The organism is Cellulomonas massiliensis JC225, assembly GCF_000312005.1.
Taxonomy (GTDB): Bacteria; Actinomycetota; Actinomycetes; order Actinomycetales; family Cellulomonadaceae; genus Cellulomonas; species Cellulomonas massiliensis.
The window spans coordinates 1,798,705-1,822,415 of record NZ_HE978588.1 but is presented as its reverse complement, the minus strand read 5'-3'; the positions used below and the strand labels follow the sequence as shown (position 1 = coordinate 1,822,415).

At 73.2% G+C, this 23,711-nt stretch carries 16 protein-coding genes; 8 read left to right on the top strand and 8 right to left on the bottom strand.

The window, feature by feature from the left end; translation table 11 throughout:
* Positions 1-7: 7 nt before the first annotated feature.
* Complete coding sequence (locus tag HGCM_RS08670) at positions 8-493, bottom strand: GNAT family N-acetyltransferase (protein ID WP_019136456.1); 486 nt, start codon at positions 491-493, stop codon at positions 8-10.
* Between the two features lie 47 nt (positions 494-540).
* Between HGCM_RS08670 and purU the strand changes: the two genes are divergently transcribed.
* The 4 genes from purU (at position 541) to HGCM_RS08650 (ending at position 2,915) form a co-directional block, all read left to right on the top strand.
* Positions 541-1,425, top strand: coding sequence for a formyltetrahydrofolate deformylase (gene purU / locus HGCM_RS08665; protein ID WP_019136455.1), 885 nt, complete (start codon positions 541-543; stop codon positions 1,423-1,425).
* Between the two features lie 78 nt (positions 1,426-1,503).
* On the top strand, positions 1,504-1,929 hold the full coding sequence (locus tag HGCM_RS17630; RefSeq protein ID WP_019136454.1) for an ArsR/SmtB family transcription factor: 426 nt from the start codon (positions 1,504-1,506) through the stop codon (positions 1,927-1,929).
* Positions 1,926-2,396 (top strand): SRPBCC family protein, encoded by a 471-nt coding sequence (locus HGCM_RS08655; protein WP_019136453.1) that lies wholly within the window; start codon positions 1,926-1,928, stop codon positions 2,394-2,396. The genes HGCM_RS17630 and HGCM_RS08655 overlap by 4 nt, the downstream gene beginning before the upstream one ends.
* Before the next feature lie 33 nt (positions 2,397-2,429).
* Positions 2,430-2,915, top strand: coding sequence for a VOC family protein (locus tag HGCM_RS08650; protein WP_019136452.1), 486 nt, complete (start codon positions 2,430-2,432; stop codon positions 2,913-2,915).
* Positions 2,916-2,946: 31 nt separating this feature from the next.
* Here the strand turns inward: HGCM_RS08650 and HGCM_RS08645 are convergent, their stop codons facing one another.
* Genes HGCM_RS08645 through HGCM_RS08630 form a run of 4 tightly spaced genes read right to left on the bottom strand, consistent with a single transcriptional unit; the run spans position 2,947 to position 7,194 of the window.
* On the bottom strand, positions 2,947-4,143 hold the full coding sequence (locus tag HGCM_RS08645) for a sugar ABC transporter permease (protein ID WP_019136451.1): 1,197 nt from the start codon (positions 4,141-4,143) through the stop codon (positions 2,947-2,949).
* A complete protein-coding gene (locus HGCM_RS17625; RefSeq protein ID WP_019136450.1) occupies positions 4,140-4,895 on the bottom strand; it encodes an ATP-binding cassette domain-containing protein in 756 nt (251 codons plus the stop codon). The genes HGCM_RS08645 and HGCM_RS17625 overlap by 4 nt, the downstream gene beginning before the upstream one ends.
* Positions 4,892-6,025 (bottom strand): substrate-binding domain-containing protein, encoded by a 1,134-nt coding sequence (locus HGCM_RS17620; RefSeq protein WP_019136449.1) that lies wholly within the window; start codon positions 6,023-6,025, stop codon positions 4,892-4,894. The genes HGCM_RS17625 and HGCM_RS17620 overlap by 4 nt, the downstream gene beginning before the upstream one ends.
* Positions 6,022-7,194: an ROK family transcriptional regulator gene (locus tag HGCM_RS08630; protein WP_019136448.1), complete on the bottom strand. Its 1,173-nt coding sequence runs from the start codon at positions 7,192-7,194 to the stop codon at positions 6,022-6,024. Before HGCM_RS08630 ends, HGCM_RS17620 begins: the two co-directional genes overlap by 4 nt.
* A gap of 490 nt (positions 7,195-7,684) precedes the next feature.
* Between HGCM_RS08630 and HGCM_RS08625 the strand changes: the two genes are divergently transcribed.
* The 3 genes from HGCM_RS08625 (at position 7,685) to HGCM_RS08615 (ending at position 10,869) form a co-directional block, all read left to right on the top strand.
* Entirely contained in the window at positions 7,685-8,980 is a 1,296-nt protein-coding gene (locus HGCM_RS08625) for an ABC transporter substrate-binding protein (protein WP_019136447.1), read from the top strand.
* Between the two features lie 90 nt (positions 8,981-9,070).
* The gene (locus HGCM_RS08620) at positions 9,071-9,973 is read left to right on the top strand and encodes a carbohydrate ABC transporter permease (RefSeq protein WP_019136446.1); all 903 of its coding nucleotides are present in this window, start codon (positions 9,071-9,073) and stop codon (positions 9,971-9,973) included.
* A complete protein-coding gene (locus HGCM_RS08615; RefSeq protein WP_019136445.1) occupies positions 9,973-10,869 on the top strand; it encodes a carbohydrate ABC transporter permease in 897 nt (298 codons plus the stop codon). Before HGCM_RS08620 ends, HGCM_RS08615 begins: the two co-directional genes overlap by 1 nt.
* Positions 10,870-10,952: 83 nt before the next feature.
* Here HGCM_RS08615 and HGCM_RS08610 read toward each other — a convergent pair whose 3' ends face one another.
* The gene (locus tag HGCM_RS08610; protein WP_019136444.1) at positions 10,953-13,970 is read right to left on the bottom strand and encodes a glycoside hydrolase family 3 protein; all 3,018 of its coding nucleotides are present in this window, start codon (positions 13,968-13,970) and stop codon (positions 10,953-10,955) included.
* Positions 13,971-14,578: 608 nt separating this feature from the next.
* Between HGCM_RS08610 and HGCM_RS08605 the strand changes: the two genes are divergently transcribed.
* Complete coding sequence (locus tag HGCM_RS08605; RefSeq protein ID WP_019136443.1) at positions 14,579-15,862, top strand: ABC transporter substrate-binding protein; 1,284 nt, start codon at positions 14,579-14,581, stop codon at positions 15,860-15,862.
* Between the two features lie 75 nt (positions 15,863-15,937).
* Here HGCM_RS08605 and HGCM_RS08600 read toward each other — a convergent pair whose 3' ends face one another.
* Both HGCM_RS08600 and pulA read right to left on the bottom strand, forming a co-directional pair.
* On the bottom strand, positions 15,938-17,431 hold the full coding sequence (locus HGCM_RS08600) for a S1 family peptidase (protein WP_019136442.1): 1,494 nt from the start codon (positions 17,429-17,431) through the stop codon (positions 15,938-15,940).
* Positions 17,432-17,625: 194 nt separating this feature from the next.
* Positions 17,626-23,400: a pullulanase-type alpha-1,6-glucosidase gene (gene pulA, locus HGCM_RS08595; RefSeq protein ID WP_019136441.1), complete on the bottom strand. Its 5,775-nt coding sequence runs from the start codon at positions 23,398-23,400 to the stop codon at positions 17,626-17,628.
* Positions 23,401-23,711: the final 311 nt, after the last annotated feature.

Here is a 23,711-nt window from a genome sequence, read left to right as displayed (position 1 = left end):
GGCGTCGTCAGGCGTCGGCGCCGAGCAGCTTGCGCAGGTACGCGTAGGTGAGGTCGCCGGCCTTCTGGTCGTGCTGGTGCTCGTAGCCCTGCTTCGCGTACATCGCGATGTTGTGCAGCGAGTCGCGGCCGGTGAACACCCAGACCTCCTCGATCCCCTCGGGGAGGACCGGCAGGATCGCCTCGAGCAGCTGCGTCCCGAGCCCGCGCCCCTGCAGGTCGGGGGCCACCGCGAAGCGCCCCAGCGTGGCCTTCGTGCCCTCGACGAGGATCCGGATCGACCCGACGAGGCGGTGGCCGTACCAGCCGCCGAGCGTGATCACGCCGTCGCGCTGCAGGTCCTCGACGAGCTCGTCGTACGTCTGCGTGAGCGGCGGGATGCTCGGGTCGCCGTACTGCTGCGCCTCCGTGACGAAGGCCGCCCGGCGCAGCGTCAGCAGCTCCCCCGCGTCCTCGACGGTGACTTCGCGGATCTCCAGGTCAGGCTGCGTCATGACCCCATCGTGTCAGCCGTCGCGGCGTCCCACTACTCTCGGACGTCGTGTCCCACACCTCGGAAGCCGCCGCGCCGGCCGCCCCCGCCGAGACCCACTGGGTCCTCACCCTGTCCTGCCCGGACCGCCCCGGCATCGTGCACGCGGTGGCCGGGCTGCTCGCCGAGCACGGCGGCAACATCACCGAGTCCCAGCAGTTCGGGGACCCGCTGTCGGGGCTGTTCTTCATGCGGGTGCAGGTGACGTCGGCGGCGTCGGCCGACGAGCTGGGCAGCGCGCTCGCGGCGCTGGCGCAGCGGTTCGGGATGCAGTGGTCGCTCGACGTGGCGGGGCGCCCGGTCCGCACGCTCGTCATGGGCTCGACGGCCGCGCACTGCCTCAACGACCTGGCCTTCCGTCAGCGCTCCGAGAAGCTGCCGATCGACATCGTCGCCGTCGTCTCCAACCACACCGAGCTCGCCCCGCTGGCCGCGTTCTACGGCATCCCGTTCCACCACGTGCCCGTCACGGCGGCGACGAAGCCGCAGGCGGAGGCCCGGCTGCTCGCGCTCGTCGAGGAGCTCGACGTGGAGCTCGTCGTGCTCGCCCGGTACATGCAGATCCTCTCCGACGGGCTGTGCCGCGAGCTGGCCGGGCGCGCCATCAACATCCACCACTCGTTCCTGCCGTCGTTCAAGGGCGCCCGCCCGTACGCCCAGGCGCACGACCGCGGCGTCAAGCTCATCGGGGCGACCGCGCACTACGTGACCGCCGACCTCGACGAGGGCCCGATCATCGAGCAGGACGTGGAGCGCGTGGACCACACCCGCTCCGTCGACGACCTCGTCGCGCTCGGCCAGGACGTCGAGCGACGCGCCCTCGCCCGCGCGGTGCGCTGGCACGCCGAGCACCGCGTCCTCCTCGACGGGCACCGCACGATCGTCTTCCGCTGACCCCACCCCTTGCGCACCGTGCTTGCGGGGCGTACGTTCGTATTCAACAGATCGGTTGAACAACAGAACGGTTGACGAGTGGACGCGTCGTCGCAGCCCGAGCGGGACCTCGCGACGAGCGCGCGCCTGGACCGGGCGTTCGTCGCCCTCGGGGACCCGGTCCGGCGGGCGATCGTCGCCCGGCTGAGCCGGGGGCCCGCCACGGTCGGGGACCTCGCCGCGCCGTTCGACATCACGCTCCAGGCCGTCTCCCGGCACGTCGGGGTGCTCGAGCACGCCGGGCTCGTCACGCGCTCGCGCGACGCCCAGCGCCGGCCCGTCCACCTCGTGCCGGAGGCGCTCGAGGAGCTCACCGCGTGGATCGACCGCTACCGGCTGGTCCACGAACGCCGGTTCCGCGCCCTCGACGCCGTGCTCGCCGAGGCACCCGGTCCGGACCACCGCACCGCCACCGCCCACGGCACCGACGCCGCGGGGGCCGACCCGCAGGAGGACGCACCATGAGCAACCCCGTGCAGATCGAGGCGCCCGAGGGCGTCCCGTTCATCGACATCACCCGCGAGTTCGACGCACCGGTCGCCGCCGTGTTCGCGGCGCACCGCGACCCGGCGCTCGTCGCCCGCTGGATGGGCCCCGACGGCTACGAGACCGACATGCGCGCCTGGGACTTCCGCTCCGGCGGCTCCTGGGAGTTCGCGCAGACGGGTGCCGAGCAGGAGACGTACGTCTTCCGGGGCACGTTCCACACCGTCCGCGAGAACGAGCTGGCCATCCAGACCTTCGAGTTCCTCGGCTTCCCCGACGTCGTCTCCGTCGAGACGCTGCGGTTCGAGGACCTCGGCGGCCGCACGCGGCTGCGCACCCACGCCGTCTACCCCTCGCTCGAGGCGCGCGACGGCATGGTCAGCTCCGGGATGGAGACGGGGCTGACGCAGGGGTACGCGCGGCTCGACACGATCGTCGCCGGCTGAGCCGGCGTCCACGAGCGAGACGAGGAGCCGACGATGGGCATCATCCACCCGCACCTGTGGTACGACGACAACGCGCTCGAGGCGGCCGAGTTCTACGTCTCGATCTTCCCGAGATCGCGGATCCTGTCGGTGGTCGAGGCACCGGCCGGCGTCCCGGGGACGACCGAGGGCGCGCCGTTCATCGTGCGCTACGAGCTCGACGGCCAGCTCGTCGAGGCGATCTCCGCGGGGCCGTCGCAAAAGCTGGACGCGGCGTTCTCGTTCGTCGTCGAGTGCGCCGACCAGGAGGAGATCGACCGGTACTGGGACGCGCTGCTCGCCGGCGGCGGCCGCGAGGTCGCGTGCGGCTGGCTCACGGACCGCTTCGGCCTCTCCTGGCAGGTGGTCCCGGCGCACCTCGGTGACCTGCTGTTCGGGTCCGGGGACGACCCGGCGGCGCACGCCCGGGCGACGGCCGCGATGCTGAGCCAGACCAAGCTCGACATCGCGGCGCTCGAGGCGGCCTACCGCGGCGAGTGACGCGGTCCGCACGCGCGGCGGCGCCCCGGGGTCAGGACTCCCGGGCGCGCCGCTGCAGCGCGCCGAGCACCACGGCGCCGGCCAGGACGAGCCCCGTGACGACGAGCCGCACCGACTGGTCGAGCGTCAGCAGCGTCAGCCCGGTCGAGATCGACTGGATCACGAGGATCCCGAGCAGCGCGGACCAGGCGGAGCCGCGCCCGCCGTAGATGCTCGTCCCCCCGATCACCGCCGCCGCGATCGCGGTCAGCGTGACGTCGACGGCGCCGCTGGCCTGGTTCGCCGCGGCGAGGCGCCCCGCCGCCAGCACGCCGCCGAGCGCCGCGAGCGTCGAGCACGCCACGAAGACGGTGACGAACACCCGGCGCAGCGGCACGCCCGCGCGCCGCGCCGCCTCGGCGTCGCCGCCCACGGCGCGGACGAACCGGCCCCAGCGCGTGCGGCGCAGGGCGACGTCGCACAGGACGACGAGCCCGACGAAGAGCGCGAACATCGCCCCGACGCCCCGGTCGAGGCCGAGGTAGGCGACGGCGACAGCGAGCACCACCGCCAGCGCGCCGACGCGCAGCCCGACGTCGGCCCACGACGGCGCGGCCAGGTCGGCCCGCACCCTCCGGGCCCGGTCGCGCACGCGGACCAGCGCGTAGACCACGACGACGGCGGCCACGAGCAGCCACGACACGGCGGCGGGCAGGAACGCCGTCTGGCAGAACTCGACGAGCCACGCCTGGAACGGCAGGTTCACCGAGCCGGTGCGGCCCAGGACGCGCAGCTGGAGCCCGGTCACCACGAGCAGGCCGGCGAGCGTGAACACGAACGACGGCACGCCGATGCGGGCGTGCACGGAGCCGTACAGCAGCCCCACGAGCACCCCGACCGCGAGCGCGGCGAGGACCGCGACGACGAGCGGCCACCCTGCGCGCACGGAGCCGACCGCGACGACGGCCGCCGCGAGCCCCGAGACCGCGCCGACCGACAGGTCGACCTGGCCGAGGTGCAGCGTGAGCACGACGCCGAGCGCGATGACACCCGTCGCGGCGGACTGCTGGGTGAGGTTGACGAGGTTGTCCGCCGAGAGGAACGCCGGGTTCAGCACCTGGAAGACCAGGCCGATGAGCACCAGCACGCCGGCCAGCGGCAGGGGTCCGGTCTCCCCCGTGCGCAGGCGCGACCACACCCCGGCCGCGCCCTCGTCCGCCGGCACCCGCGTCCGGGCCTGGACGCTCACCGGGCGACCCCCGTGACGGCGGCCAGCAGGTCCTCGTAGGTGACGCGGTCGGCGTCGAACTCGCCGTTCGTCCGGCCGAGCCGCAGCACGACGATCCGGTCGGCCACCGCCTGCAGGTCCGACAGCGAGTGGCTGGTGACGAGCACCGCGTGGCCGCGCTCGCGCAGCCGCTCGACGAGGGTCAGGAACTCGGCGACCTGGGTGAGCCCGAGCGAGGCGGTGGGCTCGTCGAGGAGGATCACGCGCGGCTCGCCGAGCAGCGCACGGGCAATCGCGACCGACCGCCGCTGGCCGGAGGAGAGCGCCGAGACGGGCACGCGGACGGACGGGACGCGGGCGGCCAGCTGGCCGAGCAGGCGCCACGACTCCCGCTCCATCGCGACCTCGTCGAGCAGCGGCCCGCGCACGGGCTCCTGGCCCAGGAACAGGTTCTCGACGACGTCGAGGTTCGCGCACAGCGCGAGGTCCTGGAACACGGCGGCGATGCCGAGCCCCCGCGCGGTGGCCGGGTCGCTCAGCGTGACGGGACGGCCGTCCACCTCCACCGTGCCCGACTCGGGCGCGAGCGCGCCGGACAGGACGCCGACGAGCGTCGACTTGCCCGCGCCGGTGTCGCCGACGACGGCCACGACCTCGTGCCGGTGCACGTCGAGGTCCACGTCGACGAGGGCGCGGGCCGCGCCGAAGCTCTTCGAGACGCCGCGCAGCGAGAGCACCGGCGTGCGTGCCGGGCGGGACGGGGGGGTGCTCATCCGGTGCCCTCCTCGAGGAGCCCCGCGTCGACGCACGCCTGCCGGTAGGGCTCCACGCAGATCTCCTCGGTCGTGTAGACGCCGCCGTCGACGATGACGCGGCGCACGTTGGTGATGTCGACGGGGACGACGGTCAGCAGCAGCGCCGGCACGCCGTCGATGGTCGCGGTGAGCGGCGGCCGGGCGCCGTGGACGACGAGCACGGCCAGCTCAGCGGCGCTGCGGCCCTGCTCCGACAGCGAACGGTAGACGGTCATCGTCTGCTCGCCGCGGACGATCCGCTGGATCGCCGCCAGCTCGGCGTCCTGCCCGGTGACGGGCGCGACCGGGTCGAAGCCCGCCGCGCGCATCGCGGAGATAGCCCCGCCGGCCGTGCCGTCGTTCGCGGCGTACACCGCGGCGACGCGCCGGCCGTACTGGATGAGCTGGTCGCTCACCCAGGCCTGCGCCTTGTCGGGGCTCCAGTCCGGGGTGTCGTAGGACGCGAGCACCTCGACGGGCGCACCCGCGAGCGCGGCGTCGAGGCCGAGCCGGAAGCGCGCGGAGTTCGGGTCGGTCGGCGAGCCGTTCACGACGAGGAGCCCGTCGGGCGGGTCGTCCGGGCCCGTGCGGCGCAGCGCGAGCTCGCGCAGCAGCGCCTCCCCCTGCACCTGGCCGACCCGCTCGCCGTCGGTGCCGACGAAGTAGTCGAGCGGCGCGTCGGCGATGAACCGGTCGTACGCGATGACGGGCACGCCTCGCCGCTTCGCCTGCTCGACGATGCTCACGGCGGCGGCCGCGTCGACCGCGTCGAGGACCAGCACGCCGGCACCCTGCGTGAGGGCCGACTCGGCCTGCTGCTGCTGGCGGGCCGCGTCCTGGTCGGCGTTGGCGTACAGCACCCGGCAGTCGGGGCACCGCCGCGCCACGGTCTGCTCGAACGACGGGCGGTCGACGCTCTCGTAGCGCGCGGCCTTCGACTCCGGCAGCAGCAGCGCGATGACGTCCTGGGACGGTGCGACGGGCTCCACGGGGGCGGCGCACGCCCCCGCGAGCAGCCCGAGCGCGAGGACGCCCGCGGCCAGGCGCAGCGCCCGCGCGAGGGGCGGACGGGTGCGCGCCGCCGCGCCGGTCGCGTGCCGAGGCCTCATGCCCGTCCTCCCACGCCCACCTGGTCGAGCGCGAGCGCGAGCGCGCCCCGCAGCTCGGCGCTCGTGCCCAGCTCGCCCGCCACGACCTCGGCCGGGCCGCCCGTGCGCTGGAACGTGCGCTCGACGACCGTGGCCCGCAGAGGCTCGAGCAGGACCTCGCCCGCGCCGGCCAGCTCGCCGCCCACGACGACGACCTCCGGGTCCAGCAGGTTGCAGACGCTCGCGACCGCCAGGCCGAGCTGGCGTCCGGCGTCGGTGACGACGCGCCGGCACCCCGGGTCGCCCTCGACGGCGAGCTGGACGACGTCGCGCAGCGTGAGGTGGCCGTGGCTCGTGCGCAGCGTCTCCAGCACGGCGGGGGCGCCGACGAAGACCTCGACGCAGCCGCGGCTGCCGCAGCGACACACCGGTCCGTGCTCGTCGACGCTGACGTGCCCGATCTCGCCCGCCGCACCGGCGCGCCCGCGGTAGACCTGCCCGTCGAGCACGAGGGCGCCGCCGACGCCGTACGCCGCGTGCACGTAGACGACCTCCCGCCGGCCGCGCGCCGCGCCGAGCCTGACCTCGGCGAGCGCCCCCAGGTTGGCGTCGTTGTCGACCCGGACCGGCACGCCGAGCCGGCGCCCCAGCAGCTCGGGGACGGAGGCACCGTCCCACCCGCGCAGCAGGCCGCGGGTCGAGACCTGCCCGGTGCGCACGTCGACCGGCGCGGGGACGCCCACCCCGACCGCGAGCAGCTCGCTCGTCGAGGCACCCACGGACGCGACCATCTCCTCCAGCAGGATCGCCGCGCGCTCGAGCCCGGCGTCGGCGCGGTGGTCGGACGCGAGCGGGAGCCGCTGCTCGGCGACGATCGTGTGCGCGGTGTCCGAGACGGCGACGCGCAGCACGCGGGCGCCGAAGTGCATGCCCGCCACCAGGCCGGTGCTGCGCGCGAGGGTCACCTGCTGGGCCCGGCGGCCGGACCGCGTCGTCGGCGACGTGTGCAGGACGCCGGAGGCCGTCAGCTCGCTGACGATGTTGGAGACGGTGGCCGGGGACAGCCCGGTGACGCCGGCCAGCTCGACCTGCGTGAGGGAGCCACGCTGCTGGACGGCGTTGACGATCCGCGCCCGGTTGGCTTCACGTAGTGAAGTTTGCGAGCCCGGGGTGACCCGGTCTTCGCCCACGCGCGCAGGATACACAGCGGCCGCCACGGACCCCCGCGCCGTGCGCGCGGGGAGCCGCGGGCGTCACCGGGACGGGCGGGTCGCGCTCCCGCGACGACCCCGAGCCGGCGGCGAGCGGTGGCGTGCTGGCCTGCCGAGACGTCCCGTTCTGCCGGTTTCGTCGCGCTCGTGGACCTCGCGCGCGATCCTCACACGGCCGTTCGGGTGACCCGGCGGACGAAGGACCTGGACAGAGGTCACGATTCGGTTGCTCTTGGGTTCATTTCTTGACGCCAACTCATGCCGACGAGTTGTCTTGCCGACGTCACAGGAGGTCCGGCCGGTCACGGCACGTGACCTCGACGGGACACCGGGCCTCGCGGAGCGGCCCGGCAGCACCGACCGGTCAGTGGGTGGCGCAGCAGCCATGCAGCAGTGATGCAGCACTGAGCCAAGCACTGGGCCAAGCACTGAGACAGGCACCACGATCAACGACGACGTAGGAGCATCGATGCGTACACGACGCACCCTCACCGCGCTTGTCGCGGGCCTCGCGGCGAGCAGCCTGCTGCTCGCCGCGTGCAGCTCGAACGACCCCGAGACGCCGAGCGGCACCGGCGGCGCGGGCGGGGACGACGCCAGCGAGGTCGAGGTCTTCACCTGGTGGGCGAGCGGGTCCGAGAAGCTCGGCCTCGACGCCCTGGTGCAGGTCTTCGAGGAGCAGCACCCCGACACGAAGTTCGTCAACGGCGCCATCGCCGGTGGCGCCGGCTCGGCGGCCAAGGAGCTCCTGCAGTCGCGGCTGCAGGCGCAGGACCCGCCGGACACGTTCCAGGCCCACGCGGGCGCGGAGCTGACCGACTACATCAACGCCGGCCAGCTCGAGGACGTCTCGAACCTGTACGACGAGTTCGGCCTGCGCGACGCGTTCCCGAAGGACCTCGTCGACCGCCTCACGGTGGACGGCAAGATCTACTCGGTCCCGTCGAACATCCACCGGGCCAACGTGGTCTGGGCGAACCCGAGCGTGCTCGAGGACGCCGGCCTCGACCCGAAGGCGACCTACGCGACCCTGGACGACTGGTTCACGGCGCTCGACAAGGTGAAGGCGTCCGGCAAGACGGCGCTGTCCATCGCGACCACGTGGACCCAGGTCCACCTGTTCGAGACGGTCCTGCTGAGCTCGCTCGGCACCGACAAGTACAACGGCCTGTGGGACGGGTCGACGGACTGGGCCGGCGCGGACGTCACGAAGGCGCTCGAGAACTTCGAGAAGCTCATGAGCTACACGAACACCGACCGTGACGGTCTCGACTGGCCCGACGCGACCCAGCAGGTCATCGACGGCAAGGCCGGCTTCAACGTCATGGGCGACTGGGCGGAGGCGGCGTTCCAGGAGGCCAAGAAGCAGGCTCCGGCGGACTACATCTACTTCCCGGTCCCCGGCACCGACGGCGTGTTCGACTTCCTCGCCGACTCCTTCACCCTCCCGGTGGGCTCCAAGCACCCGGGCGGCACGAAGAACTGGCTGAACACGATCAGCTCGCTCGACGGCCAGATCGCGTTCAACAAGGCGAAGGGCTCGATCCCGGCCCGCAAGGACGCCCAGCCGTCGGAGTTCTCGGCCTACCAGCAGTCCGCGATGGAGTCGTTCGGTCAGGACACGATCGTCTCGTCCCTCGCGCACGGCGCCGCGGCCCCGGTCGCGACGCTCAACGCCATCTCGGAGGCGGTCAGCAAGTTCACGACCGGCGCCGGTGACCTGGCGACCTTCCAGTCCGACCTGGTCGCCGCGAACGCCGGCTGACGTCGAAGGTCTGACGGCGCAGCGGTCCCGCTCCCCCGGGCGGGACCGCTGCGCGCAGCCCGCGCCGCACCCCTACGACCAGGAGCCGACGTGCCCAAGAACATCCGACGGTGGGGGCCACCCCTGCTGCTCGTCTCGCCCTCGCTGATCCTGCTCGCCGTCTTCGTCTACGGCCTGCTCGCGATCAACGCCAAGACCTCCGGCACGGACAACCACACCGCGGCGCAGACCACCGGCCGCGCGCCCGTGCAGTGGGTCTGGTTCGACAACTTCGTCGACCTGCTCGGCTCCGAGTCGTTCCAGCACTCGCTGAAGAACCTCGTCATCTACACGGTGGTGTTCCTCGCCGGCACGATGTTCTTCGGCTTCCTGTGGGCGTTCCTGCTCGACCGCCCGGTGCGGTTCGAGGGCTGGTTCCGGTCCATCTACCTGTTCCCGATGGCCGTGTCGTTCGTCGCCTCGGGTGTCGTCTGGCGCTGGCTGCTGAACTCCAACCAGGGCGAGGCCGCCTCCGGCCTCAACCGGCTGTTCCAGAACATCGGCCTCGGCTTCCTGCAGAACAACTGGTGGAACAACCCCGACTGGGGCATCGCGGCCATCGCGATCCCCGCGATCTGGCAGATGTCCGGCTACGTCATGGCGCTGTTCCTCGCCGGCTTCCGCGGCATCCCGGAGGAGCTGCGCGAGGCGGCGCGCGTGGACGGCGCGAACGAGTGGCAGCTGTACCGCCACGTGCTGTTCCCCCAGCTGAGCCCCGTCGCCCTGTCGGCCGTCATCATCGTCGGCCACATGTCGCTCAAGGCGTTCGACCTCATCATGTCGATCTCGAAGCCGGCGAACTACCAGACCAAGGTGCCCGCGATCGACATGTACCAGTTCAAGCTGAGCTTCGACTACGCCAACGCGGCGGCGGTCGGCGTGATCCTGCTGGTGATCGTGGCGATCCTCATCGTGCCCTACCTGGTGCACATCAACCGGGCGGAGAAGCACTGATGACCACGGCGTTCGACTCCCTCACCGAGCCCATCAAGGCGGCGCCCCGCACGGGCGGCGGCACCGCGGGCCGCGACCGGATCACGGTCAGCCGCACGGTCAAGTACGTGCTGCTGCTCCTGTTCGTCGCGATCGTGCTCATCCCGGTCTACGTCCTGCTCGTCACGAGCTTCAAGGGCCCGGGCGACGCGGACCCGTCGCGCGCCTGGTCGCTGCCGCAGGTCTGGACGCTCGACAACTGGACCGGCGCGTGGGCCGCTCTGCAGGCGCCGCTGTGGCGCACCATCGCCCTCGTCGTCCCGTCGGCGCTGATCTCGGCGGTCCTCGGCTCGATGAACGGCTTCGTGCTCGCACGCTGGCGGTTCCGCGGGGCCGACCTGGTGTTCACGCTCATCCTCTTCGGCATGTTCATCCCGTACCAGGCGGTCATGATCCCGCTGGTGCAGCTCATGCTGAACAGCGGCATCCCGAGCGGCATCCCGACCCTGATCGTCCTGCACGTCATCTACGGCCTGCCAATCACGACGCTCATCTTCCGCAACTACTACATGTCGGTGCCCAACGAGCTCGTCGAGGCGGCGCGCGTCGACGGCGCGGGCATGCTGCGCACGTACTGGTCGGTGGTCCTGCCGATCTCCGTGCCGTCGTTCGTCGTCGTGCTGATCTGGCAGTTCACGAGCGCCTGGAACGACTTCCTGTTCGCGGTGTTCTTCTCCTCCAGCCGCAACGGCCCGGTGACGATCGCGCTCAACAACCTCGCCAACGGCGCCATGCTCACCGACTACGGCATCTCGATGTCGGGCGCGCTGCTCGCGTCGCTGCCGACGCTGCTCGTCTACGTGCTGCTCGGCAAGTACTTCATCGGCGGCCTCATGTCGGGGTCCGTCAAGGGCTGAGCCCACGCCACGACGACCGAGCGCCCGCCCCCGTGCTGGGGGCGGGCGCTCGGCGAGTGCGGGGCCGGCGAGGGCCGGTCCGGTCAGCGCGTGAGGCGCACGGTGTGCACCCGCTGCGTCGAGTCGAGGACGAGGTACACGTCCTGCACGCCGGACACGCGCCGCAGGTCCGCGCGGACCGTGGCGTACGCGTACCGGTCACCCGTGCTCGAGACCGTCGCGGTCCCGACGAGCCGCCCGCGCGGCGAGCCGAGCCGGACCTCGATCCGCCCCTGCCCCGCGTCGGCCTTCGCGACCCACGCCGTGAAGGTCCGCGCCCCGCGGCGCAGGTCGACGTCCTCGAACGCGAGCCAGGAGCCGGCGCCGCCCTCGACCGAGGTGCCCTCGGCCTTCGTCGTGTCGACGAACGTGACGGCGCGGGAGTCGTCGAGGTTCTGCGCCTCGGTCGTCCGGCTCAGGTCGCGGGGCGGGATGGCCTCCCCCGCGACCTTCACGCTCGCGCGCTGGCGCACGTCGTCCGACGCGGCCCCGACGAGCACGTCGTGCACGCTCGGCTCGACCACCCACCGGCTGCGCGTGACGTCCCACGTCGCCAGCTGCGACACCGGGACCTCGAACCGGACGGTGCGCGTCTGCCCGGGCCGCAGGTGCACCCGGTCGAACGCCTGCAGCTCCTGGATCGGCTGCTCCACCCGCGAGCTGCGCTGGTGGGTGTAGAGCTGCACCACCTCGTCGCCGGCTCGGCGGCCGGTGTTCGTCACGTCCACGCTCACGCGCAGGGTGTCCGTCGCGCTGAGCCGGGAGTCGGCGACCTTCAGCCGCGAGTACCGGAACGAGGTGTACGAGAGCCCGTGCCCGAAGGCGTACAGCGGGTCGGTGTCGTCGTACAGGTACGTCTGGCCGCTGCTGACGATGTCGTAGTCGAGCAGGTCGTCCGGCAGGTCCGCCTCCGAGCGGGGCCACGTCTGCGTGAGCCGGCCGGCCGGGTTGACGTCGCCGAACAGCACGTCGGCCACCGCGTGCCCTGTCTCCTGGCCCGCGTGCGTGGTCCAGACGATCGCCGGCACGTGCTGCTGCAGCCACGTGATGGTGTCGGGGTAGCTGGTCTGCAGCACCACGACGGTGCGCGGGTTGGCCGCGACCACCGCCCGGACCAGCTCCTCCTGCCCCTCGGCGAGGGCCAGGCTGGTGCGGTCGTGGTCCTCGCGCCCGTTGATGAACGGCATCGAGCCGACGACGAGCACCGCGGTGTCCGCCTCCTTCGCGGCCGCGACGGCCTCCGCCACGCCGTCGCGGACGACCTCGCGGTCGAAGTGCGCCGCGTCGGCAGCCGTCTGCGCGCCCAGGACGAGCGAGCCGTCGGCGGCGACCGTGAGGTACGGCGTCCGGTGGGACGGCGCCCAGTCGTAGGCCGCCTCGTAGCCGGCGTACCGCAGGGCGACCTGGCCGTCGCCGACGTCCTCCAGCCGGAACTGCTGCTGGACGAACCAGCCGTTCGGCTGCGTCTGGTCGTTCGCGAAGCCGGTGCCGGCGAGCCCGACGTACCGGCCGTTCGCCGCGGACCGCAGCGTCACGACGCCGCTGCCCCAGTCGAACACGTCGAGCTGCGCCGCCGGGTCGTCGGCGCTCGAGCCGGCGGCCGTGAGCGGGCCTCCCGCCTCCCCCGTGCCGCCGGTGACGTACCGGCCGGACGCGACGTCGCGCAGCGCGATGCGGTCGACGCCCTCCGAGCCCGTGACGCGCGAGGCGCCCAGGCGCTCGGCGACGCCGTCACGCACCGTGACCCGGTACGGCAGCGCGCCGCCGTACCAGTCGGTGTAGAGGGTGTCGGCCAGCGGGCCGATGACGGCGGCGGTGCGGGTGGTGGACGTCGACAGCGGCAGCAGGGCGGACGGCGCGCCGTGCGTGCGGCCCTTCGCCCCGTCGTTCTTCAGCAGCACCATCGCGTCGGCAGCCGTCTCGCGCGCCAGCGCCCGCGCGGCGGGCGTGTCCACCGCGTCCGCGCCGATGTCGCCGTACGGGCCGCCGTCCGGGTCGAACTCCCCGAGCCGGAACCGGATCGAGAGCACGTGGCTCGCCGCGTCCTCGATCTCCGCCTGCGTGATGAGGCCGCGGTCGAGCGCCTCCTGGAAGGCGTGGATGGTGGGCCACGGGTCGTTGTCGTTGACCGTCATGCTGTCGAGGCCCGCCTTGACCGCCGCGGCGTCCGCCTCGGCCAGGGTGTCGAAGTAGTCCTGCGACTGCACGAGGTTGTTCGGCGCGTTCGCGTCGCTGACGTTGAGGAGCGTGCGGTCGCTCCAGCTGCGCACGAGCGTGTCGAGCGTCGGGTCGACGGTCGCCGGCCGGCCGTTGATGAGGTTGTACGACGCCATGACGCCGGTCGCGGCGTCGGCGCGGATGGGCGCCTCGAACACGGGCAGGTCGTACTCGTGCAGCACCCGCGGCGGGACGCTCGAGTTGGCGGTGTCGCGCTTCGTCTCCGTGTTGTACGCCGCGTAGTGCTTGAGGGTGGGCGCGGTCTTGAGGTACGTGTCGTCCTCCCCGACCAGGCCCGTGCCGTACGCGGTCGCCATGGCGCCCGTGAGCAGCGGGTCCTCCGAGTAGCCCTCCTCGTTGCGGCCCCAGCGCGGGTCGCGCAGCAGGTTCACCACGGGCGCCCACAGGTTGAGCCCCCACAGCTGCGGGTCCTGGGCGTGGTAGCCGCGGGCCTCGTCGGAGACCACGTCGCCGACGCGCTCCACCAGGTCGGCGTCCCACGTGCTCGCGAGGCCGACGGCCTGCGGGAAGGTCGTCGCGGTGGCGGTGTGCACCGCGCCGTCCTCGTACGACGTCGTCCACGCGAGGCCGTGCAGCGCCTCGGTCCCCGTCCGGAAGTGCTCGATGCCCAGCCGGGGCACCGGCAGGGGGAACTGGTGCAGCAGGGAGAGGGTCTCGTCCTGGGTCAGGCGGGAGAGCAGGTCGTCGATGCGGACCTGCAGCGGCAGGTCCGGGTCACGGAACGGCAGCTCCTCGGCGCCGCTCGCGGTCGTGGGCACCAGCCCCACCAGGGCCAGGCTCGCGACGACGGGCAGGGCCCATCGTCGCGTCGTCGTCGTCCTCACGTCGCTCCTCGGTGTCAGGCGGGGACCCCGTCGGCCCCGCTCGTCCGCCCACCCACCCCCGACGCGCGGGCGCCTCGTCAGGCGGCGTCGGCGGCGGTGGAGCGCTGCTGGCGTCGAAGCGCTTCGACGCCAACGGGATCGACCGTAGGAGCCGGGCAGATCGGGTGTCAACCGTCATGACGGGAGAAATCACCCTCATGTCGCCCTCGAACCGCTCCGGCCGCTCCCCGCCACGCAGACTGGGCAGCGAAGCGCTTCGAGCGAGGCGCGCGCCGCCCGGCGCGGCCGCACTGCCCCAGAGGAAGGCCTCGCGTGGGGGTCCTGCCCGGGTTCGTCGGGATCCGCCCGGACCCCGGCGCCCGGGCGGTCGCACGCACCTGACCTGCGCCCTCGCCCGATAGGGTGATCCCGCTGGGAACGTGTCCACAGGGGTCCCATCCCGACCGATCGGTAGGGAGAGCGGTCCCCCCGGTCCGCTCCCTGCCCGGCCCCTGGCGCGCTCGAGCGCCCTCGGGGACGGTCGCCCTCACAGCGGTGCTGCTGCGCGGATCCGGCGCGCCTGCACCGGGGCCGCCGGCGGTGCCGCCGACCCCGACCCTGGAGCTCCCATGCGCGCACGCCGCCCTCTGTCCGCCCTCGCCGCCGTGCTGGCGGCGACCAGCCTCCTGGTGGCCGCGTGCTCCAAGCCCACCACCCTCGACGACGTCGGCTCGGGCGGGGACGCGACCGAGGTCGAGGTCTACACGTGGTGGGCCAGCGGCTCGGAGAAGGCGGGCCTCGACGCGCTCGTCGCCGAGTTCCAGGAGCAGCACCCCGACACCAAGTTCGTCAACGGCGCCATCGCCGGCGGCGCCGGCTCCGCGGCGAAGGAGCTGCTGCAGTCCCGCCTGCAGGTCAACGACCCGCCGGACACGTTCCAGGCGCACGCCGGCGCGGAGCTCAGCGACTACATCCTGGCCGGCCAGCTCGAGGACGTCTCGTACCTGTACGACCGGTTCGGCCTGCGCGACTCGTTCCCGGAGAGCCTCATCGACCGGCTCACGGTCGACGGCCGGATCTACTCGGTGCCGTCCAACATCCACCGCGCGAACGTCGTCTGGGCGAACCCGACCGTGCTGAAGGACGCCGGGCTCGACCCGGAGGCCACCTACGCCTCGCTCGACGAGTGGTTCGTCGCGCTGGACAAGGTCCAGCAGTCGGGCGTCACGCCGCTGTCGGTCGCGACCACCTGGACCCAGGTGCAGCTCCTCGAGACGGTCCTGCTCGCGGACCTCGGTCCCGACGCCTACACCGGCCTCTGGGAGGGCGGCACGGACTGGGCGAGCCCCGAGGTGACCGCGGCGCTCGAGGACTTCGAGACGCTCATCGGCTACACGAACGGCGACCGCGACGGCCTGGACTGGCCCGACGCCACGCAGATGGTCATCGACGGCAAGGCGGCGTTCAACGTCATGGGTGACTGGGCCGAGGCGGCGTTCCAGGAGGCGGGCGCCTCCGCGCCGGACGACTACACCTACTTCCCGGTGCCGGGCACGGACGGCGTCTTCGACTTCCTGGCCGACTCGTTCACGCTGCCGGTCGGCGCCCAGCACCTCGGCGGGACCGAGGCCTGGCTCGACACGATCAGCTCGCTCGACGGCCAGATCGCGTTCAACAAGGCCAAGGGCTCCATCCCCGCGCGCAAGGACGTGCCGCCGACGGACTTCTCCCCCTACCAGCAGTCCGCGATGGCGTCGTTCGGCGAGGACACCATCGTGTCGTCGCTCGCGCACGGCGCCGCCGCCCCCACCGCGACGGTGAACGCGGTCTCCGAGGCCGTCAGCAAGTTCACGACCGGTGCGTCCGACCTCGCGACGTTCCAGCAGGACCTCGTCAGCGCCAACGCGGGCTGACCCGCCCGGCCGCCTGACGACGCAGGGCCCGTGGAGCTGCTCCACGGGCCCTGCGTCGTCCGCCGCGCCCTGAGGTCAGGGTGTCGTGGCGCCGAGGGTGTACGCGCCCGAGCCGGAGTAGGCGCGCACGACGTACCGGTAGGAGCCGGTCGACGCCGAGTACGTCACCGTCTCGCGGTTGCTCGCCGTCGTCGCCGACGCCACGGTCGACCAGGCGGAGCCGGACCACCGCTGCAGGTACAGGTCGTAGTCCGTGCCCGTCGGGCCCTGCAGGCACAGGCGCAGGCTGCCGCTGCGCGTGAGCGTCACGTACCCGCCCGAGGGCTGGACGGCGGTCCCGCCCGACGTGAGCGAACCCGAGTACGTCGAGGCGTAGCCGGTGCAGCCGGTCGGCGGCGGGGTCGTGCCGCCGCCTCCCGACGAGGTGACGAGGGTCAGGCCGTACGCCGAGAGCGCCTCGTTCACCGGCTGGAAGTAGGTGGTGCCGCCCGAGGTGCAGTTGCCCGAGCCGCCCGAGGTCACGCCCTGCGCCTGGTTGCCGGCGAGCAGCGAGCCGCCGGAGTCGCCCGGCTCGGCGCAGACGTTCGTCCGGATCAGCCCCGACACGGTGCCCTCCGCGTAGGTGACGGACGAGTTGAGCGCCTGGATCGAGCCGCAGTGCCAGCCCGTCGTCGAGCCCGAGCGGCACACCGACGCCCCCACGGCCGCGGCGGTCGAGCCCGCGACGGCGACGGTGCCGCCCGCGTAGTTGTTCACCGCACCGATCGGCGTGTTCCCCGACGCGACGCGCACCCACGCGTAGTCGTTGCCCGGGAAGCTGGACCCGGCGAACGTGCCCGAAGGGCTCGTCGTCGTGCTCCCCGTGCGCCCGCAGTGCCCCGCGGTGACGAACCCGCCCTGCACCGGGAACCCGACCGAGCAGCGCGCCCCGCCGATGTAGTAGGCGTTGCCGCCGATGACGTCGACGAGCGTGCGGGGCGCCTCGTCCGACGCGGCCACCCGCAGCGCGTCGGCGGGGACCCCGGCGGCGAGGGCCGCCCGGCGCGCCTCGGCGACCGCGCCGGCCCGGGCGTTGACGACGACCTCGTTCGCCTCGACGTCGACGTACCAGCTCGGCGTCGCGCGGCCCAGGGGTCGCAGCGAGCGGTCCAGCGCCCCCTTCCACGCGTCGAGCTGCTCCTGCGAGTGCTCGACCACGACCGCCGTCGCGCCGGCGGCCCGGACGGCTGCGGCGTCGGCCGCGTCGGTCACCGCGACGTGCAGCTCGTTGGCGTCCGGCTCGAGCCACGCGCCGGCGAACGCGTCCCCGAGGCGGCGCTCGAGCCGGCGCTGGGTGTCGGTCGCGTCCTCCTGGAACGTCAGGCGCTCGCGCGCCTGGGCGACGCTGAGGCCGAGGTCCCGCGTCATGGCCGCGAGCAGCCCGACCGGCACCTTGGCGGGGACGCTGACGGGTGCGTCGACGTCCGGGGCGGCGGCGTCGTCGCGCGCCCCCCACGACGTCGCGGCCGTGCCGACGACGAGCGCCGCCGCGACGGCGGCGGAGGCGAGGATGGAGTTCCGTGTCCGCATGTCACCTCTCCGTGAACTTGCGCAACGACTGCTGTCATTGCTCCGGTGACTGGTGAGGGTAGCGACAGCGGACCGGCCGGCGACAGGCTTCCGTCGCAGGCCGCGCAGGTGTACCTTCCCGGGCGCGCACGGGGGGAGGGCTTCGGCGCGTCGGCCGAAACCCTCCCCCGTGCGGTGCCCTCAGGTGGTGGGCGTCAGCGCCACCACGGCCCGGCGTCCCTCTCGACGAGCACCGCCACGGTCCGCGCCGGGACGGTCACCCTGCCGGTCCCGGCCTGCCAGGTGGTGCGCCGGACGACCGGGTCGCTGCCTTTCGCCTGCACGGGCGACAGCTCGAGGCGGTGGCCCCGCAGCCCGGCGACCGTCTGCGTGGTCGGCTCGTCGGAGGCGTTGATCACCACCAGCAGCCCGTCGAGGTGCTTGTCGACGTCCTGGCGCCAGGCCTTGCGCTTCGGGTCCCACCCGTCGGGGTCGTCGATGCGCATGACCACCACGCCGGGCGTGGCGTCCGCACCGCTGTTCGGGAAGGACACCCGCTCCTGGACGAGCCGCGCCGACCCCAGGTGGAACAGCGGGGTGGACTGCCGCAGCCGCAGCAGGTCGAGCGCCGCCTTCGACGACGTCTCGATGTCCTTCGCGCTGGGCTTCAGCGACGGGTCCGCGAGCAGCGTGCGCTGCAGGGGCCACTTCGACGAGTTGTCCGCCGCGGGCGGCAGCCCCCGGCCGAAGCCGTTCGTCGTCTTCGACAGGTCGAGGACGTTGAACCAGTCGCCCGAGTTGTAGCTGTTGCGGTCGAGCGACTTGCTGCGCAGCAGGTCGGCGCCCGCGTGCCAGAACGAGGGCGTCTGCGCGAGCGCGGTCGTCGCCAGGCTGACCGTGTTCATCCGGACCCGGTCGGCCATGGGGGTGTCCGTCGGGAGCTTGTACGTCAGCGAGTCGAACAGCGTCTCGTTGTCGTGCGCGTCGACGTACGTGATCACCTCCGACGGCTGCGAGGCGTAGCCAGCGGGCTGGCCGTTGTAGTCGATCTGCGCGCCGGTCCGCACCGTGCCGTCGCTCGTCGTGAACGAGTACCCCGCCAGGTTGCCCGCCAGGCCGAGCCGGACGAGGTCGCCGTCGTGCCTCGCCCGTGCCAGCTGGTCGGCCTCCGAGCCGTTGACCGCCGCCCCGTTCGGGTCGGTGTACCCGCCCGAGCCGAAGCCCTGGATGCGCGGGTCCTCGTCGAAGGGACCACCGCCCCGGACGGCGTCCCTCAGGCGGTCGCTGAACGTGCCGATCCCGGTGCCGTCGAGGTTGCCCTGCCGCGCCTGCTCGAACAGCGCGTCGTCGGCCACCTCGCCGAAGTTCCACCCCTCGCCGTACAGGTAGACCTTCTTCCCGTCGACGCCGTCCCTCTTCGGCGTGAGGGCGTCGAGGGCCGACCGCACGGCCTTCATGTTCGCGACCGAGTGGTGGCCCATGAGGTCGAACCGGAAGCCGTCGACCTTGTAGTCGCGCGCCCACGTGACGACCGAGTCGACCATCATCTTCTGCGCCATGAGGTGCTCGGTCGCGACGTTCTGGCAGCACGTGGACGTCTGGACGTTCCCGGCCGCGTCGAGCCGCTGGTAGTAGCCGGGGACGACGCGGTCGAGCACGGACTTGTCGTCCTGGCCCGCCGCGGCCGTGTGGTTGAACACCTGGTCCAGCACCACCTGCAGGCCCGTCGCGTGCAGCGCGCCCACCATCGTCCGGAACTCCGCCACGCGGGCCCCACCGTCCGGCCTGGTCGCGTACGACCCCTCCGGGGCGGTCCAGTGCAGCGGGTCGTAGCCCCAGTTGAACCCGTCGGCGTCCGCGACCGCCGTCACGCACGCCTGCTGCGCGTCCGAGTCGGCCGGGTACGACGCGAGGTCGCACGCGGGGGTCGCCTGCTTGCTGCGGTCCTCCTCGATCGTCGCGATGTCGAACGTCGGCAGCAGGTGCACCGTCGTGAGCCCGGCCTTCGCGAGCGCGGCGAGGTGCTTCGTGCCGTTCGACCGGTCGGCGAAGGCCAGGTACGTGCCGCGGTGCGCCGCCGGGACGGTCGCGTCGGAGATCGAGAAGTCACGCACGTGCAGCTCGTAGATCGTCTGGTCGACGGGCTTCACGACGGGCTGCTTCGCGCGCTCCCACGCCGACGGCCGGTAGGCGCGGTCGGCGAGGTCGACCAGCACCGAGTGCGTGCTGTTCAGCGTGAGCGCCACCGAGTACGGGTCCGTGACGTCGTTCGTCTCGACCTTCCCCGTCGTGGGCGCGTAGACCTGCAGGCGCCACCGGTACGCGGCACCCTTCCAGTCCTTGCGGCCGTCGACGGTCCAGCTCCCGTCCGCCTGGCGCTTCGCCGGCACCACGGTCGGCTCCGCGGTGCGCGAACCGCGCCACAGGAGCAGGTCGACGTCCTGCGCGGTGGGCGCCCACACCGCGAGCGAGGGCGCGCCGTACCGCCACGTCGCCCCGAGAGCGCGCTTGCCGGCGGCCTTGGCGTACAGGTCGTCGAGCACGCCGGGCACCTGCACGCCGGTCGCGGCGACGAGCGTGCCGCCCGCCTCCTGCGTGACGAGGAGCTGGCCCCTCAGCAGGGTGCGGGCGTCGGTGCCGGCCGGCACGGCCAGCGCCACGGAGCCCCGCAGCGCGGGGAACCGTCGCAGCTGCGCGTCGGTCAGGCCGGACGCCCGGTAGGCGAGCGTCACCGCGCCGTCGGCGCCCGTGACGGCACCGTCGACCACCTTCATGCCCCCCGCCGCGGCGTGGTGCAGGCGGAACGTGGCGTCCGCGGGCTCGGGCGCCCACGCGGCGGGCCAGGCGATGGTCGACGCGTCGACCCAGTGCGCGCGCTCCTCGCCCGTGCCGGGCAGCGGCGGGTCGGTCACCTCGACCGTGAGCACGTGCGTCGCGAGCACGTAGCTGAACGTCACCGGCTTGCCGCCCGGCGCGGCGAACGTGATGTTCGCGCCGCCCGGCGCGCCGCCGGCGCCGTAGTTCTCCGCCCAGCCGAGCCCGTGCGCGGCCTTCACCTCGTACGTGCCCTCGGGCAGGTCCTCGACCGTGCGCGTGTAGACGCCGTCGCCGTCGGGGTCCTGCAGCCAGCCGCGCAGGCAGTCCGGCTGCCAGTCGCCCGGGCACCCCGCCTCCGACTGCCAGCTGCCGGGCGCCGTGACGATCGGCCCCTGGGCGCTGTTCTGGAACACGTGCGTCACCGGGTCGTACCAGAAGGTCACCGGGCCGTCGGCCGCGAGAGTGTAGGCCGAGTTCGGGCCGTTGGCGACGCCGCCCGCCCCGTAGTTCTCGGCCCACGAGCCGCCGATCGCGACCTTGTACTCGTAGGAGCCCTTCGGCAGGTCGAACGTGCCGGAGTAGGCCCCGTCCGGGCGCTTCGTGAGGCGCGCCGCCGCGCAGTCCGGCTGCCAGTCGCCCGGGCAGCCCATCGCGGCGTTGTGGGAGCCCGGCACGGACACGACGAGGTCCTCGCCCGGGTCGGTGCCCTCGTCCTCCGCGCCGTCCACGGCGATGCCCACGGACGCGAACGTCGAGGCGGCCGAGCGGTGGCCCGCCGCGTCCACCGTCACGGCGCGGTACTCGACGAGCGCACCCTTCGGCGCGTCCACGTCGGCGAACACCCGGGGGCTCGTCGTCTCCGACGTGCCGAGCGGGGTCCAGCCGTCGTCGCCCACCACGCGGTACGCGAACGACGTCTGGCTCCAGACGTCCTTCGCGACGTCCGCCCCGACCTCGGCCTGGCCGCTCACGGCCGCCCCTGCGGAGGGCGACGCGAGCGTGATCGGGCCGGCCTCGGCCGGGGCGGCGACCTCGCGGTCCGCCTCGAGGACGACGGCGCCGAGCGCGGGCACCGTGACCTCGACCGAGCCGTCCGCAGCCGCGACGACCGGGTCGTCGGAGCCGTACAGCGGCGTGAACGTCGCACCGGGAGTCAGCGCGTCGATCGTCACCGTCGTGGACGACGTGGCGTTGTTGAGCGCGACGAGGTGCTCGACCCGCTCGTCGGCGTCGACCCGGGAGAACGCGTAGACCGAGCCGGACGCGTAGCGCTCGATCTGGGCGCCGTCCGTCAGCGCGGGGTGCGCCGAGCGCAGCGCCGCGAGCTCGGCGACGTGCCGGTAGAGCGTCGAGCCGGTGTCGTAGCGGTCCTGCGAGCCGAGGGTCGAGCCGTCGAGCAGCGGCTGGTTCGCGTACGAGCCCACCTGCGTCGCGAACAGGCTCTGCCGCGCGTCCTTGTCGCCGCCCGTGCCCGCGAAGCCCTGCTCGTCGCCGTAGTAGACGACCGGCTGGCCGCGCGTGAGGTACATGAGGTCGTGCGCGAGCGCCGAGCGCGCCTCCTTCTGGGAGACGTCGCCGAGCAGGTAGCCGACGCGGCCCATGTCGTGGTTGCCGAGGAACGTCGGCAGCCCGTTCGCGTTGGTCGTCGGCGTCACGTACCGGTCGTCGCCGGCGTACAGCGCGCGCAGCCCGGAGGGCGAGAAGCCCTTGGCGAAGCCGACGGCGGCCGACTGGAACGTGAAGTCGAGGACGCCGTTCATGTCGGAGTCGCGCAGGTAGGGCGCCAGCTTGGTCGGCTCGGCGTCGTAGACCTCGCCGAACATGTAGAAGTCGGGGTTGCCGGCGGCCGCCGCGTGCTGCGCGACCGCCTTCGTGAAGGTCTGCCAGAACTCGAAGTTCACGTGCTTCGCCGTGTCGATCCGGAAGCCGTCGACGCCGAGGTCGACCCACGCGTCGTACACGTCCACGAAGCCGTCCACGACCTCGGGGTCCTCGGTCATGAGGTCGTCGAGCCCGGAGAAGTCGCCGTAGGTCGTCGACTCGCCGCTGTAGGTCGAGTCTCCCCGGTTGTGGTACTTCGTCACGTCGTTGAGCCAGGCGGGGACCTTGACGTCCGCGTCGGCCGGCGCCACGACCGGGGTGTACGGGAACGACGTCTGCGGGTCGAGCTCGGGGAAGTCGTCCGTCCCGGCGTAGTCGTCCGGGTCGAACGCCGCGCCGGACGCGTCCCGGTACGGCTTCGTCGCCTTGTCCACGTACGTGTACGTCTTCTGCTGGTAGTCGATGACGTCGGCGGTGTGGTTGGTGATGATGTCGAAGTAGACCTTGATCCCGCGGGCGTGCGCGTCGTCGATCAGCGCCTCGAGCTCGGCGTTGGTGCCGAGGTGCGGGTCGATCTGCGTGAAGTCGGTGACCCAGTACCCGTGGTAGCCCGCCGAGGCGTCCGCGCCCGTGCCCTGGACGGGGCGGTTCTTGAACGACGGGGTGAGCCAGATCGCGGTCGCGCCGAGGCCCTCGACGTAGTCCAGGCGGTCCCGCAGCCCGGCGAGGTCGCCGCCCTGGTAGAAGCCCTTGTCCGTGGGGTCGAACCCGGTGGCCAGGCGGTCCCCCGTCAGGCCGCCCCGGTCGTTGGAGGCGTCGCCGTTGGCGAACCGGTCGGTCATGACGAAGTAGAACTGCTGCCCCGCCCCGGGGTCGCGGACCGGCTCGGCGACGATGGCGTCGTCCGCGGCGGTGTAGCCCTGCGCGAGGTCCAGCGGGACGAGGGAGCTGCGGTGCGTCGCGTCGTCGTAGGTGAACCGGACCGTCGTCTCGCCCTCGAGCACGAGCGGGCTGTTGTCGCCGCTGCCGTCGACGCCGTAGGACTCGTTCCAGGCGTCGTTCAGCGCGACCTTGTACTGCCAGGTGCCCGCCGGCACCGTCAGCTCGGCGGAGAACACGCCCGCCGTGGCGGTCGGCTGCAGCTCCGTGGCGGCGCAGTCCGGCTGCCAGTCGCCCGGGCACCCCAGCTCGCTCTGCAGGTCACCCACGAGCGCGACCGACGTCGCGGCGGCCGAGGCGGGCGGCGCGAGCGCGGTGGAGGCGGCGACGGCGCCCAGCGTGCCGACGGCGACGAGGCTCGCGGCGCTGAGGGCGGCGGTGAGGCGGCGGACGGGCACGTCGGCGTGCGGCATGTCGACTCCTTCGTCTCCCCGGACACCAGCGTCGCGGGGCGGATGCGCCGACGGTACTGAGTTGCAGCAACTTTCTGCAAGGGTTTCGCCCGTTTCGGGCATACCGCCGGAGACGAGGCGGCCTCGGCCGCTCCCCGGCCCGGCGCTCAGCCGTCCAGGAGCGCCTCCAGCACCTCGGCCAGCTCGTCCGCGGGCCGTCCCGCGACCTCGACGACCTTGTCGCGGCTGCGTGGGCCCGACACGAGCGCGACGTCGCGCGGGCGCACGCCGAACGCCTCGGCGACCGCCCGCAGCGCCGCCTCCGTCGCGGC

Excerpts from the sequence above, each read along its gene's own strand:
- HGCM_RS08600 (WP_019136442.1), bottom strand. The coding sequence starts at position 17,431 with ATGCGGACACGGAACTCCATCCTCGCCTCCGCCGCCGTCGCGGCGGCG.
- HGCM_RS08655 (WP_019136453.1), top strand. The coding sequence starts at position 1,926 with ATGAGCAACCCCGTGCAGATCGAGGCGCCCGAGGGCGTCCCGTTCATC.
- HGCM_RS08670 (WP_019136456.1), bottom strand. The coding sequence starts at position 493 with ATGACGCAGCCTGACCTGGAGATCCGCGAAGTCACCGTCGAGGACGCG.
- pulA (WP_019136441.1), bottom strand. The coding sequence starts at position 23,400 with ATGCCGCACGCCGACGTGCCCGTCCGCCGCCTCACCGCCGCCCTCAGC.
- HGCM_RS08650 (WP_019136452.1), top strand. The coding sequence starts at position 2,430 with ATGGGCATCATCCACCCGCACCTGTGGTACGACGACAACGCGCTCGAG.
- HGCM_RS17620 (WP_019136449.1), bottom strand. The coding sequence starts at position 6,025 with ATGAGGCCTCGGCACGCGACCGGCGCGGCGGCGCGCACCCGTCCGCCC.
- HGCM_RS08605 (WP_019136443.1), top strand. The coding sequence starts at position 14,579 with ATGCGCGCACGCCGCCCTCTGTCCGCCCTCGCCGCCGTGCTGGCGGCG.
- HGCM_RS08625 (WP_019136447.1), top strand. The coding sequence starts at position 7,685 with ATGCGTACACGACGCACCCTCACCGCGCTTGTCGCGGGCCTCGCGGCG.
- HGCM_RS17625 (WP_019136450.1), bottom strand. The coding sequence starts at position 4,895 with ATGAGCACCCCCCCGTCCCGCCCGGCACGCACGCCGGTGCTCTCGCTG.
- HGCM_RS08615 (WP_019136445.1), top strand. The coding sequence starts at position 9,973 with ATGACCACGGCGTTCGACTCCCTCACCGAGCCCATCAAGGCGGCGCCC.